Genomic DNA, 15,215 nt, shown 5'->3' on the forward strand with positions numbered 1-15,215 from the left:
TGTGAACAATTGGCACGCATATGGTTTTCAAGAAAATCACACTCATCGGGACCAGTTCGGAAAGCTTCGACAAAGCCGCTGACGACGCCATCGAGCGCGCGGAGGCGACACTGGACAATCTCAAATGGGTCGAAGTGGAGGAACTCGGCGTCGAAATCGCCAGTGTCGAGGGCCGCGAGTACCAGGCCGAGGTTGTCGTGGCGTTCGAACTCGAAGAGTAGCTACGTCCGGAAAGACTCGCCACAGCCACATTCGCTGACTACGTTCGGGTTCTGGACGTGGAACCCGGCCCCCTGCAGGCCGCCCTCGTAGTCCAGTACCGACCCCTCGATGTAGTCGATGCTGGCGTCGTCGACGAAGACGCGCAGTCCGTTGCGCTCGAACACTTCGTCGTCGTCTTCGGGTGCGTGCTCGAACCGCATCCCGTAGGAGAGGCCGGCACAGCCGCCCTGCTGGACGTATAAGCGAAGCCCGGACTCCTCGACATCCATTCCCTCGCTTTCGAGGAGATCCAGTGCCTCCGCCGCTGCCTGCTCGGTGACGGCCACGTCCTCGCCCCCGAGTTCAGGGTCGCCGTCCTCCGCTGTGCTGCTCATACACTTACGTGGACGCCCGAACGTGTTAACAGTGACGCCGGCGGCGAGGTCGTCCGCGCTTAGTCCTCGAACCGCTTGCGGACGCTCTCGGCGTGGGCTTCCAGCCCCTCGGCCTTGGCGAGGGTCGTAATCGTGTCCGCGATATCGTCCAGCGAATCCTCGGAGAGCCGCTGAACCGTCGTCGACCGGACGAACGTGTCCACGGAGAGGCCGCCGGTGACCCGTGCGCTGCCGCCGGTCGGCAGGACGTGGTTCGTGCCGGTTGCGTAGTCGCCGGCGGCGACGGGACTGTACGGGCCGAGGAACACGGACCCTGCGGAGGGGATTCGTTCGAGGAGCGATTCGTCGTCGTCGGCCTGAATCGAGAGGTGTTCGGCAGCGTACTCCTCGGCGAAGAGGACCGCTTCGCTCATCGAGCGAGCGAGCAAGACGCCGGAGGCGTCGTTGTCGAGCGCGGCGCGGATGACCGCCTCGCGCTCTCGGCCATCGACCTGCTCGTCGACAGCGGCCGTGACCTGCTCGGCCAGTTCCTCGTCGTCAGTCACGGCGACGACTGAGGCGTTTTCGTCGTGTTCGGCCTGGGCGACGAGGTCCGCCGCGACCAGGTCCGGGCCCGCGTCGCCGTCGGCGACGACCATAATCTCGGAGGGGCCGGCCAGGAAGTCGATGGCGACATCGCCGCGGACCTCCGCCTTCGCCGCCGTGACCCAGCGGTTACCGGGACCGACGACAATGTCTGTCGCGCTCACGGTTTCAGTTCCGTAGGCCAGCGCCGCGATGGCCTGTGCGCCGCCGACCTGGTAGACCGCGTCGGCTCCGGCGACGTGGATGGCGGCCAGCGTCACTGGGTTGACTTCCTCGGCCGGCGGGGTGGCGACGGCGACGTGCTCGACGCCTGCGACCTTGGCCGGGATGACGCCCATCAGCGCGCTGGAGGGGTACGCTGCGGTCCCACCGGGCGCGTACACGCCAGCGCTGTCCAGCGGGCGGTACCGACGGCCCAGTTCTCTCCCCTCGAAGTCGTCGCGCCAGTCCTCGGGGACCTGCCGCTCGTGGAACGCGCGGATGTTCGCCGCGGCGTCCTCAATGGCCTCGCGCACGTCGTCGTCGATTTCCTCGTAGGCCCGCTCGGCGGCGTCCGTGATGTCGATATTACCCACCGACACGTCGTCGAACTCCTCGGCGAAGCGCCGGAGCGCCACGTCGCCCTCCTCGTGGACCTGCGAGACGATATCTCGTACGTCGTCTCTGACGGCGTCGACGCCGGCGTCACGGTCGAAGAAAGCGGCCCGCTCGTCGGGACCCAGGTCGGCTATCGTCCGTACGTTCATACACCGGGTTCGAGGCGGGGCAAAAAACGGGTTTCCCTTCTCGTCAGCGTTTTCCGACACTCGGGCCTACACCGCCTATGGCCTCACCCGACGACCATCGTCGCCGGACGACCGACCTCCCTCCGGCGACGACCGAGTATTTCGCGCCCGAACTGGAGACGATCGAGAGCTACCTGGAGACAGTGCCGGCAACTATCGACCCGGCGGCCGGCGACGCCGCAGTCGGCCCGATACACAGCCTTCCGTGGTTCTACGTGGCCGACCTGACCGGCTGGCGCGGCAGCACGCTCGCCCGGTTGCTGGCCGCAGAAAAAGGCGCTGCCTGCTACGAACTCTCTGCCGGTGCTGCGGATGCACTCCCGGATCTGTGGTCTCTCATCGACGAGAGCGGTGACGGCCCCGTCGTCCTTCACCTGGAACTGCAGGGCGAAGGCGGACGGATTCCGCGAACGCTACGGGAAGCACTCCGGCGCGGCTACACGCACACCCCCGACGGGTGGGACGAACCGGTGCGTGGCGACCCGGCGAACCTGCACGTCGTCTTCACCGACACGAACCCCTCGAAGCGGCTGTCCGTGCCACTCCCCGCCGCGACCACGCCCACCACCGGCGCTGTCCTCTCGTACGCGCCCCGCCGGAGCATGCTTCCGGAACGGCCCGATGGGACGACGATGCTCTCGGACCCGCCAGCGCTCCACGACCGCGAAGCCGAACTGGAGCGGTTCTTGCTGGCTGCCCTCGCCGAATACGGCGGCGACGACGACGCGAGACAGCAGTACGTCGACCGGGCCGTGGAAGTCCTGTCGATAACCCACTCACTCATCGGCAAGCGCGACCTGCTGTTCGACGTGTCGCCGCGGCTGGCGCTGAAGTACGGGAGTCTGTTGGACGAGCTTTCGGTCCCAGCGGCGACGGACCGACTCGGCCGGGACGTGCTCGGGCAGGTGCCACAGAGTCCCGGCAGTGAAGATATTCGGACGACGTTGCGGGACTTGCTGCCGGAATAAGAACGAGAGAGCAGTCGTGGGCCAGACCCCTCAGTTCGCGTCGCTGACGATCTTGATGACTGCCCCTTCTTCGAGTTCCGTTTCGTCGCTGATACGGCGGTTCTCGCGGGCGTCGACGGCGTGGATGTAACCGTCGCCGATGTCCGAGTGGACGGCGTAGGCGAGGTCCTTGGGTGTTGCCCCGCGGCGCAGGAGGAACGCGTCGGGGAGGACGTTTTCCTGGCCGTCGGTCCAGTGGGTCTCGTTTTGGACGGGATAGGCCGTCAGGTGATCCAGCAGGTCGTAGACGGCGGTGTCCATCGCGCCCTGAACGCCGGTGCCGCCCCACTGGTCCATGACCTCGCGGATGCGGTTCAGCCCCTCGCGTTGCTGGTCACTCACGTCGCCGACGATGTCGAAGTCCGGGTCCCCCGGGTCGTAGTCGATGACGCCGGCCTGGGCGGCGTTGCGCAGCGCGAGTTCGCCGTCGGCCGTCGCGGGCACGACCACGTCGGCAGCTTCCTGCAGGGCCTCGATGTTCCCCTCGGGGGCGATGTCGGCCTTGTTCGCGACGACGACGAGTGGCTTCGTCCGCTGTCGTATCTCCGTCGCCAGCGCCTCGCGGTGCTCGTCGGTCCAGGCGATGGGGTCTTCGGGATACTCCAGGTCCCGCAGCGTCCGCGCCACGTCGAGTTCGGAGGCCCCGACGCCGGCCAGCATGTCCACCAGCGCCTCGTCGAGTTTGAAGTCCGGCGAGCGGGACTGCCGTTCGATGGACTCCCAGTTGCGTTCGACGATGCTGGCGAGCCAGAGGTCCATCTCCGCCTCGATGAAGTGAACGTCCTCGACGGGATCGTGGTCGCCGACCTCGACGGGTTCGCCCTCGGCGTCGGTCCCGCCGGAGGCGTCGACGACGTTGAGAATTACGTCTGCGGTCGATAGTTCGTCGAGGAACTGGTTCCCGAGGCCGCGGCCCTCGTGTGCGCCGGGCACGAGGCCGGCCACGTCGATGAGTTCCACCGGGACGTAGCGCTTGCCGTCCCGGCAGTTGTCGTCACCACAGCGTTCCTCGCGGTCGAGACAGGGGCACTCCGTTCGGACGTGGCTGACCCCGCGGTTGGCGTCGATGGTCGTGAAGGGGTAGTTCCCCACATCCACGTCGGCCATCGTCGCCGCCGTGTAGAAAGTAGACTTGCCGGCGTTCGGTTTGCCGGCCAGCGCGATAGAGAGCATGCCAGCACCTACCAGTGGCCGCCGAAAGGGGGTTTCGGTTCGACCCTAGAGGCTGACCCACTCGCCGCGCTCGTCGCTTTGCTCGATAGCATCGAGGACCCGCTGTGCGGCGAGTCCGTCGGCGAAGGACGGCTCCTGGTCGCCGCCCTCGGCCACGGCCGAAAGGAACTCGTAGTTCTCGTGGACGAACGTGTGCTCCCAGCCGATGACGTGGCCGGGGGGCCACCAGTGGTCGACGTACGGGTCGTCCGCGTCGGTGACGAGCACCTGCTGGAAGCCGCGGTCGCCCTCGGTGAGCACCTCCAGTTCGTTCAGGCGTTCGAGGTCGAACTTGACTGCACCTTTCGACCCCTCGATTTCGATGGTGTGGGCGTTCTTGTGGCCGTTGGCGACGCGAGAGGCCTCCAGCGTCCCCATTGCGCCGCTCTCGAACTCGACCTGTGCACTGTAGGCATCGTCGACGGTCACCGGGCGCGTCTCGTCGCTGCCCTCCACGGGGCGTTCCTCGGTGAACGTCCGGAGGTGGCCGCTCACGTCGGTTATCTCGCCGGCGGCGTCGCCGAGCAGGAACCGGGCCAGGTCGACCGTGTGCGAACCCAAATCCCCGAGCGCCCCGCTGCCGGCCACCTCCTCGTCGTTGCGCCAGGACCACGGCGCGTCGGGGTCGACCAGCCAGTCCTGGAGATACTGCCCGCGGAAGTGGTGAATCTCGCCCAGTTCCCCGTCGTCGATGAGTCCCTTCGCGTACTGAATTGCCGGGACGAAGCGGTAGTTGAACGCCGCGCCCGCGGGCACGTCGGCATCGGCAGCGGTCTGGGCCATGTCCTCCGCTGTATCCAGCGTCGGCGCGAGCGGTTTCTCGCAGAATGTCGGCGTCCCAGCCTCAAGCGCCGCGATTGACGGCTCGGCGTGGACGTGGTTCGGGCCGAGGTTGTAGAACACGTCCACCTCGTCGACGATGTCCTGCCAGTCCGTCGCAATCCGGTCGAACCCGAGGCGGTCGGCCGCCTCGGCCAGCGCGTCCTCGTCGCGGCCGACGAGAACGTCCTTGTTTACCGCCGGTGCTTCGGGGAAGAACATGGGGAGGCGGTCCAGCGCGTTCGCGTGGGCCTTGCCCATAAAGCGATAGCCGAGCATTCCGACATCGAGTGTCATACCCGGCTGTTCACCCGGGGCCGAAATAACGCTCGGGGTGACGGCAGGGCAGCGGGCCGGGCCGAGGGAAAAGACAAAACCGGATGCCTGCGTTGACACCCCATGGCAACTGAAACGTCCGTCCGTATCGAGGACATCATGTCGACGCCGTTAGAGACGATCTCCGCCGACGAAACCGTGAAATCAGCAGCGACGCAGATGCGGGAGCAGAACATCAACGGCATCTTCGTTCCGGGGGCACAGGCGGGCATCATCACGACCACCGACATCGTCGACGCTGTCGCGGCCGGAAAGGACCTCTCGACGGCGACCGTGGGCGACGTAATGACCTCGCCGGTCGAGCGCGTGACGACCTCGCTTGAACTGGGCGAGGCCGCCGCGATGATGACGACCTACGACATCAAGCACCTCCCGGTCATTGACGAACATCAGGACTACGTCGGTATGGTGTCATCGACGGACATCACGCAGGCGCTGTCCTGAAGCGGACCCGGGCGACGCTCGCCAGCTAGATGAAGTCGTCCAGCCCGGACGCATCGTTGTCGTTGTCACCCGTTCCGGGCAATGCGTCGGCGATGGCCGAGGTGAACGAGTCGAGGCCCCGCGTCTGGTACCAGACTGTTCCGGGGCCGGTGAAATCCATTACAAGCCCTTCGCCGCTGAGCAGCGTCGACTTCAGTCCGCCGACGCGGTGGGCGTCAAACGTGACCGATTCCTCCCAGGCGACGACGTGGTCGTTGTCGATGGTGTAGGACTCGCCGGCGTCGAGTTCGACAGTCTCCAGGCCGCCGAAGGCCTCGATGAGGACGTTTCCGGTCCCTTTCAGCGCCAGGGGCGTGATGCTCGCGCCGGCCAGCATCGACTTGATACCGCCGAACTCCGAGTCGATGTCGATGTTTGGGTCGGACGCCAGAAACGCCCCGTCAACGGCGTACAGCGTCTCGCCGGTGAGTTCGTGATGATGAACGTCGCCGGGCGTCGGCGGCGCGAGGGTTATGATGCCGGAGCCGCCCTCGGCGGTGAACTCGTTTGCGAGCAGCGACTCGCCGCCCAGCATCGACTTCGCGGAACTGAGGAGGCCGTCCCGGCTCGTCGTGGTTTCGATTGAGATTGTCGGCGAGTGGCTGACCATCGCGCCCGGCTCGGCGAGGATAGATTCCCCGCTGTCGAGGTCGACGCGGACGTGCGTGTACGAGGGCTTGTGCGTGAGTTCGATATCCATAACGTGTCACTGGATACGGTAGTCCAGTTGGCGTATCTCACAGACGCCATATAAGCCTACGTGCCGAAAAAGCCGCGTTGATAGTGCTATTGCTTACTCAGCCCAATAGGCGTCGCCGGGCTGGGTCTCGAAGACGGCGCGATCGAGTACGTCGACGGCCTTCTCCAGTCCCTCGCGTGCGCTGGTGAGCGAGTCCTCGTGTTCGATGGAGAGCGCGCCGTCGTAGCCGACCATCCGCAGCGTCGACACCACGTCCTTCCAGTGGGACTCGTCGTGACCGTAGCCGATAGAGCGGAACAGCCACGACCGGTCCGGCTCGTCCGTGTACGGTGCGGTGTCGAGCACGCCCTTCTCCTGGGCGTTCGACTCGTACACTTTCGTGTCCTTGGCGTGGAAGTGGTGGATGGCGTCGTGCTCGCCGAGCAGGCGGATGGCCTCGGTCACGTCGATGCCCTGCCAGTACAGATGCGACGGGTCGAAGTTCGCGCCGATGCGGTCGTTCGTCCGCTCGCGGAGTTCGAGCAGGCCGCGGGGTTCGTACACCAGCATGTTCGGGTGCATCTCGATGCCCACATCCACGTCGTGTGCGCCCGCGTGGGCCGCGAGGTCCGACCAGTACTCGTCGGCGACGCGCCACTGATACTCGTGGGCGTCGGCGTGTTCGGTGGGCCACGGCGCGGTGATCCAGTTCGGCACCTTGTCGTCGGGACCGCCGGCGGGCAGGCCCGAAAAGCCCGTGACCGTGTTCACGTCGAGCTGGTCGGCCAGCCGAATCGCTTCCCGAAGTTCCGTATCCGCTTCGGCGGCGCGCTCGTCGTCGGGATGCAGCGGATTGTTATGAGTCGCCAACGCGCTCACCCGGAGGTCGTGGTCGTCGAGCAGCGCCTGCAGTTCGGCCTGCTTCTCCTCGTTGTCGAGGTATGCCTGCCGGTCGAGGTGGTCGTCGCCGGGGAAGCCGCCACACCCCAGTTCGACCGCATCTACACCCAGGTCGCTGAGATACGCCAGTGCTTCATCGAGCGACTGTCCGCCTAGGGGAACTGTCAGTACACCGATGTCCATGGCTGGTGATACAGACGGTATGGAAAAAAGCGTACTGCCGATACCGATATCGGTCCGGATCAGGAGCGGCATCCGGCGGCCAGGAGAGAGCGACCGACAGTAGCCGGCGTAAATGATTAGCCCTGGGAGCGCGGTGGTACTGTCATGACTGTGGCCGTACTCGGGACCGGACAGCGGGGGCGGGATATCGCGCAGCGCTGTATCCGTGCAGGCCACGCGGTGCGCCTTCGCGGGACGGACGCGACCGACGTGATGGACCGCGTCGACGAGATCAGACACGCCCTCGGCGGAGACACATCGGCGGGTATCGACGGGACGACCGGACTCGAAAGCGCCGTCAGCGGGGTTAATATTGTTATCGACGCGACTAATGGCGATACGGACAGCCACCGGGAACTGGTCGCCGAGACGGAGACGATGGTCGAGGACGAAACGCTGATCGCCGTCAGCGACACGTCGTTGAGGGTAACTGCCGTCGCCGCCGGCCTGCGGAGTCCGGACCGAGCGGTCGGCCTCAATCTCGTTGACCCGCCCGATGGCGATGTTGTCGAAGTCGTTATCGCTGAGCAGACGACGGCAGCGACCCGCGACCGAACCGTGGACTTCGTGGAGGGGGTGGACGCGACGCCGGTCGTCGTCCGCGACACGCCGGGCTTTGCCGCGTTGCGGCTCGAACTCGCCACCATCGCCGAAGCGATTCGGATGGTCGAAGACAGCGTCGCCACCGTTCGGGACATCGACCGGACATTCGAGCGCGGCAGGCCGGATCGCGACGGGCCGCTCGTCCGTGCTGACAAACACGGGCTGGAGACGGTGCTGGCGGCGCTTGCGGACCTCGCCGAACGGCTCGACGAGCGGTTCGAACCGCCGGCGCTGCTCCGACAGAAGGTCGAAGACGGTCAGCTTGGCGCTGTCACCGGCGAGGGGTTCTACGTCTGGGAGGACGGCGAGCCGGTGACCGGAGCCGACCCGGACCCGGCGGTACCGACGCGGGACAGCGAACCTGAGCACCGATGAGCAAGCAGAACGCACCACCGGCCGAGTTTGACGACGAAGACGACGAGTTCGCGGCCCTGTTCAACGAGCTCCAGGAGCTGGAACAGCTCGTCGACTCCGAGGACGAGCGACAGCAGGTCCGTGACGCGATGCGCGCGGCTGCGGACTCCCAGGACCACGAGCCCGCGACCTTCGGTCGGGTCGTCTGGGGGTTCGGTCGGTCCGACCTCGCGGAGGCGCTGCTTGGCTCGCTGCTGTTCGGGATTCCCATGGCCGTCGAGGGCGGGACCGTCGACTCAGGGCTGCACATCGCTCAGCACCCGCTCTATCTCGCCGCGACGCTCATCATCGCCGTCGGACTGGTCATCTCGATTCTGTACGTCGCCGACTTCCAGGACGTGCGCGTCGCCAATCCGATTCTCGGAATCATCCCGCGGCGGCTCGTCGGCGTCACCGGGACTGCAATGGTCGTCTCCGTCGCGTTGCTGACCGGCTGGGGAATGGTCGAGTGGTCGTCGGACCCCGCCGTCATCTACGAGTCGGCCTGTATCTGTGCCGTGGCGTTCGTTCCGATGGCTATCGGCGCTGCGCTGGGGGACATCCTGCCCGGGAACTAGGACCATGCCACCCCTTCTCGCGGTGGCGGCCGCGTTTGGCAATCGTTAAAAGCCGCGGTCGGATACGGGGTGGTATGAGCGAGAGCCAACAGAAACGGGCGCGCAAGTGCGTCTCGTGTGGCATCAACATCGCCGGCACGAACGCCGCCGCGTTCAAGTGCCCGGACTGTGGCCAGCAGATCTACCGCTGTGCCACCTGCCGGAAGCAGAGCAACCTCTACAAATGCCCTGACTGCGGCTTCATGGGACCATAACAATGGGGAAAGTAGCAGCCAAGATCAAGGTCATGCCGGAAAGCCCCGAAGTCGACCTCGACGACTTGCAGGAGCGTCTCGAGGGCGTGCTTCCGGAAGGTACGAAGATCAACGGGTTCGAGCGCGAGGACGTTGCGTTCGGCCTCGTCGCGCTGACGCCGACGGTCATCGTTCCCGACGACACCGGCGGCACGGAAGCCGTCGAAGAGGCCTTCGCGAACGTCGAGGATGTCGAGTCGGTCTCCGTCGAGAGCACCGGTCGCCTGTAATCGACTCGTCGCTGTAGTTTTCCAACCGCGCCTGTAGCGACTGCAAGAGCGTGACCAGCGACGGCCACGGAACGCACGTTTTATTAGGGCGACCGGATTAGCGGGGAGCAAGAATGCCTAGTTCAAACGGACCCCTCGAAGGAACGCGAGACAAGCTCAAGAACAAGCCCCGCGACCGCGGCACCTCGCCGCCACAGCGTGCCGTCGAAGAGTTCGACACCGGCGAGAAAGTCCACCTCAAGATCGACCCGTCCGTGCCGAACGGACGCTTCCACCCGCGGTTCGACGGCCAGACCGGAACCGTCGAAGGGGAGCAGGGTGACGCGTACAAGGTCGACATCGTCGACGGTGGCAAGGCAAAGACAATCATCGTCACCGCTGCGCACCTGCGCCGGCAAGAATGACGATATTTAAAGAAAAAGTCAGTGAGGAGTTCCTGACGGTTGCGGAGACCAAGGAGATACTCGAAGACCTCGAAATGGAGCGCGCGGCCGAGGAGGACCGCGAGATGCGCTACGAGCTCAAGCGGGCCATCGAGCACGTCAACCGCTTTGCCGTTCTCGACCCTGAGGAGTCGCTACAGCTGGTCGAGGACCTCGAAGAACTCGAGAAGGTCGATACGCCGACGGCCTACAAGATCGCGAACCTGCGGCCACTTGACCGGGACGAGCTCCGTGCCGTGTTCGCCCAGGAGCGCTACACGCTCGACGGCGACGAACTCGACGAAATTCTCAATATCGTCAAGCAGTACGCGTAACGACCGACAGCCCTCGGTTCGGCTGTGTACCGGTTTTTTTCTTTCCATCGACGGCGACCCAGCAGTGGTCAGTGTCGCGCACTCCGATGCGTTTCGACCGACGGCGGCGCCATCCCGTGAATCGGTCCCAGCCATCCACCGCCATTAAGTGTGCTCTGCTCGTACTGCCTGACATGACTGAATCGGAGAGCGGCGGCGACACTATGACGGCGGCTGTCCTCGATGTCCTTCCGCACGGGCGGCCCGGGGACGACCGGCCACAACACCAGAAGGAGCCGCTTGCGTACGCCCTCGATGTCGAGGAGTTCTACATTTACGAACTCGAACTCGACGACGGGACCGAAGACATCGCCTTTGGCGACCGCGTGGACCTGACGGAGTTCGGCCGCGTGACGGAAGTCGAGTTCGAGGACATTCCCAGCGGGGCGCGCTCGGAACTCGACTACGCCGTCGAAGAGATCGTCGAGGCGAACGAACAGCGGTTCGTCGACTTCTACAACGACGCCCAGCCCATCACGCTGCGCCTCCACCAGCTGAACCTCCTGCCGGGCATCGGGAAGAAGCTCCGGAACACGATCCTCGACGAGCGCAAGCGAAAGCCCTTCGAGAGCTTCGAAGACCTCGAAGAGCGCGTCAGCGGCCTCCACAGCCCCAAAGAGACGCTTGTCGAGCGGATACTCGAAGAGCTACAGGACGACGACCTCAAATACCGGCTGTTCGTCCGGCGCGAGGAACAGTCCTCGTAAGGCGACCCTTTTCTACCGCGACCCGCTACGGCTCGCTAATGACTACGACCGAGACAGGGACTCGGGACCCCGACGCACTCGTCCGGCGGGCCGGCAAACGGGCCGATACCCGGAAGGACCAGCACTTCCTCGTCGACGACCGGGTCCTAGACCGTATTCCGGAGTACGCGACAGACGCGGACGTTGACCTCTCGCATGTACTGGAAATCGGTGCTGGTCCGGGCGCGCTGACGGACCGTTTGCTCGCGGCGGCTGAGAGGGTAACCGCAATCGAACGTGACCCGGAGTTCGCGGCCCACCTCCGCGAGGAGTTCGCCGATGAGATAGCGGCCGACCACCTCACCGTCATCGAGGGGGACGCACTCGACATCGACCTGCCGGAATTCACCGCCAGCATCTCGAATCTACCCTATGGCGCGTCCTCGGAGATCGCCTTTCGACTCCTGCCGGAGCAGCGCCCGCTCCTGTTGATGTTCCAGCAGGAGTTCGCCGAGCGGATGGCCGCCGAGCCCGCGACAGACGATTACGGCCGGCTGTCGGTCACGGCGGGCCACTACGCCGACGTGGAGGTCGTCGAGACGGTGCCGCCGGAGGCGTTCGACCCGCAGCCGCGCGTCACGAGCGCGCTCGTCCGAACGACGCCGCGACAACCCGACTACACCGTTCCCAGCGACGACTTCTTCATGGATTTCCTGAAGGCGGTGTTCACCCAGCGCCGGAAGACGATGCGAAACGCCGTCCGCAACACGGCCCACATCTCCGGGCTGGGCGACCCCGACGCAGTTGTCGAGGCCGCCGATGAAGACCTCATGAGCGCCCGAGCCGGGAAGCTTACCCCTGCGGACTTCGCCACGCTGGCGACGCTCGCCTACGAAGTCGGCCAGCCGGAGGCCTGAGATGGGCGAGGAATCCGACGCCGGAGGAGAGGGAGATGCGGCCGAGGAGCAGGGCGACACCGAACGCCCCACGCTGGCCGACCAGCGCGGCGTGGAATCGGTGTACCAGCCCGCGGAGGACTCGGACTTGCTGGCCCGAACGGCCCGCGAGCGAGTGGACGCGGGCGATACCGTTCTCGATGTGGGGACTGGCTCCGGCTACGTCGCCGCGACGCTCGCAGAAGCCGGTGCGCGGGCGGTCGGCGTTGACGTGAGTCCGCTGGCGTGCCGGCAAGCGGCCGACAACGGCGTCCCGGTCGTTCGCGGAGACCTCGTCGAGCCGTTCCAAGCGGACGTGTTCGACCTCGTGGCGTTCAATCCGCCCTATCTGCCGACGCCGCCCGAACAGGAGTGGGACGACTGGATGGAACACGCGCTGTCGGGCGGCGATGACGGCCGCCGGCTCGTCGATCCGTTTCTCGAAACTGTCGAGCGCGTGCTGGCCCCAGGCGGCGAGGCGCTCATGCTCGTCAGCAGCCTCACTGACCCGGACGCAGTGCGAGCGTACGCGAGCGAATACGGCCTGGCGAGCGAGAAGCTTGCGAGTGAAAAACACCCATACGAAGCACTCGTCGTCTTGCGGTTCTACCGATCTTGATTACTGTCAAGCATTATATTGAATAGGAAATATTAAAGCCCGTCATTTCCTACTCCACAGCAATGACACAGGTAATCGCCACGACGCCTGGGCTCTTTCCGCTCCCGGACTGGGCCAAGGACGAACTGGCAGATCTGAAGGGCCACCAGAAGACCGACCTCATCTCGGGCGACGAGTCCGACGAAATCGTCGCGGCCTACGACGAAGCGCGCGAAGAAGTCATCTCGATTCAACAGGACGCCGGTCTCGACCGCGTCGTCGAGGGCCAGCTCCGCTGGGACGATATGCTCGCGCACCCGCTCGCGGTCCACGACAGCGTGGAGACGAAAGGCATCGTCCGCTACTACGACAACAACAACTTCTACCGAGAGCCGGTCGTGCAGGGCGATCTCGGTGCTGACGGCGGCGATGTGGCCGCTGACCTCGGTGCCGCAGCCGACCACGTCGACTCGGGACTGCAGGCCGTCCTCCCCGGCCCGTACTCGCTGGCCGACCTCGCGACCGACGAGTACTACGGCGACGACGCCGAGTTCCTCGACGCCATCGCCGACTTCCTCGTTGAGGAAGTGAAGTCCTTCCCCGACGTGGAGACGCTGTTCCTGCTTGAGCCGTCGCTGGTCGAGAACGCGCCGGCCGACGGCGAGGACGAACGCGCCGCCGACGCCATCGACGCCGTCGCCTCGGCCGCCGACGCCGAGGTCGTCGCCCACACGTACTGGGGCGCAATCGAGGAGAAGGCCTACGCGCACCTGATGGACGCCGGCGTCGACGCCATCGGCTTCGACCTCGTCGCCAACCACGACCAGACCGTCTACAACGTTCAGGAGTACGGCACGAAAGACGACGTGGCGCTTGGCGTCGTCGACGGCCAGAACACGCTCGTCGAGTCCCCCGAAACGATTCGGGACCGCATCGACTGGTTCGAACAGCAGACCAACACCGCCTACGACACCGTGTACGCGACGGCGAACACGGAAACGTTCTATCTCCCGGTGAACAAGTTCGAAGACAAGCTCAAAGCACTCGCAAACGCCGCGGACCTGGAGGCGGCGGAGGCATAACAATGACAGGACCACGAGACCAGTTCAAACCGGCGGACCACCCGAACGACCACTTCCTGCTGACGACCGTCGTCGGCTCCTATCCCAAGCCCAAGTGGCACGACCGTGCCCGGGAGCTGTTCGAGGACGAGGACGCCGACTTCGGCGAAGACGAGTGGGAAGAATCGAAAGACGACGCCTCGCGTCTCATCACCCACGAACACGAGCGCGCGGGCCTCGATGTCATTTGTGACGGCGAGATGCGCCGCAACGAGATGGTGGAGTACTTCGCCCACCGCATCGACGGCTACGAATTCAACGGCCGCGTGAAGGTGTGGGGCCACAACTACTTCGACAAGCCGAGCGTCGCCGACGAGGTCGAGTACGGCGAGCAGTGGCTCGTCGAAGAGTTCGAGTTCACCGACGAGGTCGCCGAGCGCCCGGTCAAGGTCCCGATTACGGGCCCCTACACGCTAGCGAACTGGTCGTTCAACGAAGTGTACGACAGCGAGGAACAGCTAGCCTACGAGCTGGCCGACCTCGTCAACGAGGAGATCGAGGCGCTGGTCGAGGCCGGCGCTCGCTACATCCAGATCGACGAGCCGGCCCTCGCCACGACGCCGGACGACCACGCTATCGTCGGCGAGTGTCTGGAGCGTATCGTCGACGAGATTCCCGACGACGTGCGCCTCGGCCTGCACGTCTGTTACGGCGACTACTCGCGCATCTACCCCGAGATTCTGGACTACCCGGTCCACGAGTACGACCTCGAACTCGCTAACGGCGACTACGACCAGCTCGACGTGTTCAAAGAGCACGAGTTCACGAAGGACTTCGCCATGGGCGTGCTGGACGCACACACGGCAGAGGTCGAATCCGTCGAGGAAATCAAGGAGAACATCAAGAAGGGGCTGGAGGTCGTCCCGCCGGAACGGCTCACCGTTTCGCCGGACTGTGGCGTGAAGCTCCTGCCGCGTGAGGTCGCCTACGGCAAGATGGAGAACATGGTGCAGGCGGCCCGCGAAATTGAAGAAGAACTGGACGCCGGCGAAATTGACGTTGTTGCGAGTGGTGCAGAAGCGAGCGCGGACGACTAGCGAGAGCCCGAACGTAGTGAGGGGTCTCGGAGAGTCGAGCGGTGAACGGAGTGAGCCGCGAGACAACGAATCGGTGAGCGGTCCCGGCCGCGAACAGCGAGGGGCGCGAACGTAGTGAGCGGCACTCGGAAAAGCAAGCGGTGGAACCGCGAGCAACGTTGTTTTAACGAAGTGCACGGTTTGAGCGACCATCGGGAGCGAGAACCCGTCCCGAGTACGTCTATTTTCGACGCAAGCGAGTCACGACTTCGGCAGCTATCGAAGATTCTCGGGCGCGGCGGGGCCTGAACCGGCAAAAGTAACAGCGACACGCGACGCCCG

At 65.2% G+C, this 15,215-nt stretch carries 20 protein-coding genes; 14 read left to right on the plus strand and 6 right to left on the minus strand.

Going from position 1 to position 15,215, the window contains the following annotated elements:
- The first annotated feature begins 20 nt into the window (after window positions 1-20).
- Window positions 21-221, plus strand: a complete 201-nt coding sequence (locus tag Harman_RS03350) for a dodecin (RefSeq protein WP_004516608.1) — start codon at window positions 21-23, stop codon at window positions 219-221.
- Here Harman_RS03350 and Harman_RS03355 read toward each other — a convergent pair whose 3' ends face one another.
- Both Harman_RS03355 and hisD read right to left on the minus strand, forming a co-directional pair.
- Window positions 222-596 carry a HesB/IscA family protein gene (locus tag Harman_RS03355; RefSeq protein WP_137682399.1) on the minus strand — a complete coding sequence of 125 codons (375 nt, stop codon included), beginning with the start codon at window positions 594-596 and terminating at the stop codon, window positions 222-224. It lies immediately after the preceding gene.
- 59 nt (window positions 597-655) lie between these two features.
- Entirely contained in the window at window positions 656-1,927 is a 1,272-nt protein-coding gene (gene hisD, locus Harman_RS03360; protein ID WP_137682400.1) for a histidinol dehydrogenase, read from the minus strand.
- A 77-nt stretch (window positions 1,928-2,004) separates the two neighbouring features.
- On the opposite strand from hisD, the gene Harman_RS03365 reads away from it, so the two are divergent.
- Window positions 2,005-2,934: a hypothetical protein gene (locus Harman_RS03365; protein ID WP_137682401.1), complete on the plus strand. Its 930-nt coding sequence runs from the start codon at window positions 2,005-2,007 to the stop codon at window positions 2,932-2,934.
- Window positions 2,935-2,964: 30 nt separating this feature from the next.
- Here Harman_RS03365 and Harman_RS03370 read toward each other — a convergent pair whose 3' ends face one another.
- Window positions 2,965-4,146, minus strand: a complete 1,182-nt coding sequence (locus Harman_RS03370) for a redox-regulated ATPase YchF (protein WP_137682402.1) — start codon at window positions 4,144-4,146, stop codon at window positions 2,965-2,967.
- A gap of 45 nt (window positions 4,147-4,191) precedes the next feature.
- Window positions 4,192-5,301, minus strand: coding sequence for a Gfo/Idh/MocA family protein (locus tag Harman_RS03375; RefSeq protein WP_137682403.1), 1,110 nt, complete (start codon window positions 5,299-5,301; stop codon window positions 4,192-4,194).
- Between the two features lie 102 nt (window positions 5,302-5,403).
- On the opposite strand from Harman_RS03375, the gene Harman_RS03380 reads away from it, so the two are divergent.
- Window positions 5,404-5,784, plus strand: a complete 381-nt coding sequence (locus tag Harman_RS03380) for a CBS domain-containing protein (protein ID WP_137682404.1) — start codon at window positions 5,404-5,406, stop codon at window positions 5,782-5,784.
- 25 nt (window positions 5,785-5,809) lie between these two features.
- Here the strand turns inward: Harman_RS03380 and Harman_RS03385 are convergent, their stop codons facing one another.
- Window positions 5,810-6,523: a TIGR00266 family protein gene (locus tag Harman_RS03385; RefSeq protein ID WP_137682405.1), complete on the minus strand. Its 714-nt coding sequence runs from the start codon at window positions 6,521-6,523 to the stop codon at window positions 5,810-5,812.
- Window positions 6,524-6,616: 93 nt separating this feature from the next.
- Window positions 6,617-7,585 carry a sugar phosphate isomerase/epimerase family protein gene (locus Harman_RS03390; RefSeq protein ID WP_137682406.1) on the minus strand — a complete coding sequence of 323 codons (969 nt, stop codon included), beginning with the start codon at window positions 7,583-7,585 and terminating at the stop codon, window positions 6,617-6,619.
- 144 nt (window positions 7,586-7,729) lie between these two features.
- Here Harman_RS03390 and Harman_RS03395 point away from each other — a divergent pair, with 144 nt between their 5' ends.
- From Harman_RS03395 to Harman_RS03445, 11 genes are all read left to right on the plus strand, one after another.
- Window positions 7,730-8,602, plus strand: coding sequence for a 3-hydroxyacyl-CoA dehydrogenase family protein (locus Harman_RS03395; protein WP_137682407.1), 873 nt, complete (start codon window positions 7,730-7,732; stop codon window positions 8,600-8,602).
- Window positions 8,599-9,198: a DUF2391 domain-containing protein gene (locus tag Harman_RS03400; RefSeq protein ID WP_137682408.1), complete on the plus strand. Its 600-nt coding sequence runs from the start codon at window positions 8,599-8,601 to the stop codon at window positions 9,196-9,198. The genes Harman_RS03395 and Harman_RS03400 overlap by 4 nt, the downstream gene beginning before the upstream one ends.
- Before the next feature lie 74 nt (window positions 9,199-9,272).
- The gene (locus tag Harman_RS03405; protein WP_137682409.1) at window positions 9,273-9,452 is read left to right on the plus strand and encodes an HVO_2753 family zinc finger protein; all 180 of its coding nucleotides are present in this window, start codon (window positions 9,273-9,275) and stop codon (window positions 9,450-9,452) included.
- A 2-nt stretch (window positions 9,453-9,454) separates the two neighbouring features.
- Window positions 9,455-9,721, plus strand: coding sequence for an elongation factor 1-beta (locus tag Harman_RS03410; protein ID WP_137682410.1), 267 nt, complete (start codon window positions 9,455-9,457; stop codon window positions 9,719-9,721).
- A 113-nt stretch (window positions 9,722-9,834) separates the two neighbouring features.
- Window positions 9,835-10,125 (plus strand): 50S ribosomal protein L21e, encoded by a 291-nt coding sequence (locus Harman_RS03415; RefSeq protein WP_137682411.1) that lies wholly within the window; start codon window positions 9,835-9,837, stop codon window positions 10,123-10,125.
- Entirely contained in the window at window positions 10,122-10,478 is a 357-nt protein-coding gene (locus Harman_RS03420) for an RNA polymerase Rpb4 family protein (protein WP_137682412.1), read from the plus strand. The genes Harman_RS03415 and Harman_RS03420 overlap by 4 nt, the downstream gene beginning before the upstream one ends.
- Window positions 10,479-10,651: 173 nt before the next feature.
- A complete protein-coding gene (locus Harman_RS03425) occupies window positions 10,652-11,224 on the plus strand; it encodes a DUF655 domain-containing protein (protein ID WP_137682413.1) in 573 nt (190 codons plus the stop codon).
- 38 nt (window positions 11,225-11,262) lie between these two features.
- A complete protein-coding gene (locus Harman_RS03430; protein WP_137682414.1) occupies window positions 11,263-12,120 on the plus strand; it encodes a 16S ribosomal RNA methyltransferase A in 858 nt (285 codons plus the stop codon).
- Window position 12,121: 1 nt separating this feature from the next.
- Window positions 12,122-12,757 carry a HemK2/MTQ2 family protein methyltransferase gene (locus tag Harman_RS03435; protein ID WP_137682415.1) on the plus strand — a complete coding sequence of 212 codons (636 nt, stop codon included), beginning with the start codon at window positions 12,122-12,124 and terminating at the stop codon, window positions 12,755-12,757.
- 62 nt (window positions 12,758-12,819) lie between these two features.
- The gene (locus Harman_RS03440) at window positions 12,820-13,818 is read left to right on the plus strand and encodes a 5-methyltetrahydropteroyltriglutamate--homocysteine methyltransferase (protein ID WP_137682416.1); all 999 of its coding nucleotides are present in this window, start codon (window positions 12,820-12,822) and stop codon (window positions 13,816-13,818) included.
- A 2-nt stretch (window positions 13,819-13,820) separates the two neighbouring features.
- The gene (locus Harman_RS03445; RefSeq protein WP_137682417.1) at window positions 13,821-14,894 is read left to right on the plus strand and encodes a methionine synthase; all 1,074 of its coding nucleotides are present in this window, start codon (window positions 13,821-13,823) and stop codon (window positions 14,892-14,894) included.
- The last annotated feature ends 321 nt before the right edge of the window (window positions 14,895-15,215 follow it).

Origin of the sequence: Haloarcula mannanilytica (genome assembly GCF_005406125.1) — an archaeon.
In the GTDB taxonomy this organism is placed as follows: Archaea; Halobacteriota; Halobacteria; order Halobacteriales; family Haloarculaceae; genus Haloarcula; species Haloarcula mannanilytica.

Coding starts and splice junctions, on each gene's coding strand:
- Harman_RS03350 (WP_004516608.1), top strand. CDS start 21: ATGGTTTTCAAGAAAATCACACTCATCGGGACCAGTTCGGAAAGCTTC.
- Harman_RS03355 (WP_137682399.1), bottom strand. CDS start 596: ATGAGCAGCACAGCGGAGGACGGCGACCCTGAACTCGGGGGCGAGGAC.
- hisD (WP_137682400.1), bottom strand. CDS start 1,927: ATGAACGTACGGACGATAGCCGACCTGGGTCCCGACGAGCGGGCCGCT.
- Harman_RS03365 (WP_137682401.1), top strand. CDS start 2,005: ATGGCCTCACCCGACGACCATCGTCGCCGGACGACCGACCTCCCTCCG.
- Harman_RS03370 (WP_137682402.1), bottom strand. CDS start 4,146: ATGCTCTCTATCGCGCTGGCCGGCAAACCGAACGCCGGCAAGTCTACT.
- Harman_RS03375 (WP_137682403.1), bottom strand. CDS start 5,301: ATGACACTCGATGTCGGAATGCTCGGCTATCGCTTTATGGGCAAGGCC.
- Harman_RS03380 (WP_137682404.1), top strand. CDS start 5,404: ATGGCAACTGAAACGTCCGTCCGTATCGAGGACATCATGTCGACGCCG.
- Harman_RS03385 (WP_137682405.1), bottom strand. CDS start 6,523: ATGGATATCGAACTCACGCACAAGCCCTCGTACACGCACGTCCGCGTC.
- Harman_RS03390 (WP_137682406.1), bottom strand. CDS start 7,585: ATGGACATCGGTGTACTGACAGTTCCCCTAGGCGGACAGTCGCTCGAT.
- Harman_RS03395 (WP_137682407.1), top strand. CDS start 7,730: ATGACTGTGGCCGTACTCGGGACCGGACAGCGGGGGCGGGATATCGCG.
- Harman_RS03400 (WP_137682408.1), top strand. CDS start 8,599: ATGAGCAAGCAGAACGCACCACCGGCCGAGTTTGACGACGAAGACGAC.
- Harman_RS03405 (WP_137682409.1), top strand. CDS start 9,273: ATGAGCGAGAGCCAACAGAAACGGGCGCGCAAGTGCGTCTCGTGTGGC.
- Harman_RS03410 (WP_137682410.1), top strand. CDS start 9,455: ATGGGGAAAGTAGCAGCCAAGATCAAGGTCATGCCGGAAAGCCCCGAA.
- Harman_RS03415 (WP_137682411.1), top strand. CDS start 9,835: ATGCCTAGTTCAAACGGACCCCTCGAAGGAACGCGAGACAAGCTCAAG.
- Harman_RS03420 (WP_137682412.1), top strand. CDS start 10,122: ATGACGATATTTAAAGAAAAAGTCAGTGAGGAGTTCCTGACGGTTGCG.
- Harman_RS03425 (WP_137682413.1), top strand. CDS start 10,652: ATGACTGAATCGGAGAGCGGCGGCGACACTATGACGGCGGCTGTCCTC.
- Harman_RS03430 (WP_137682414.1), top strand. CDS start 11,263: ATGACTACGACCGAGACAGGGACTCGGGACCCCGACGCACTCGTCCGG.
- Harman_RS03435 (WP_137682415.1), top strand. CDS start 12,122: ATGGGCGAGGAATCCGACGCCGGAGGAGAGGGAGATGCGGCCGAGGAG.
- Harman_RS03440 (WP_137682416.1), top strand. CDS start 12,820: ATGACACAGGTAATCGCCACGACGCCTGGGCTCTTTCCGCTCCCGGAC.
- Harman_RS03445 (WP_137682417.1), top strand. CDS start 13,821: ATGACAGGACCACGAGACCAGTTCAAACCGGCGGACCACCCGAACGAC.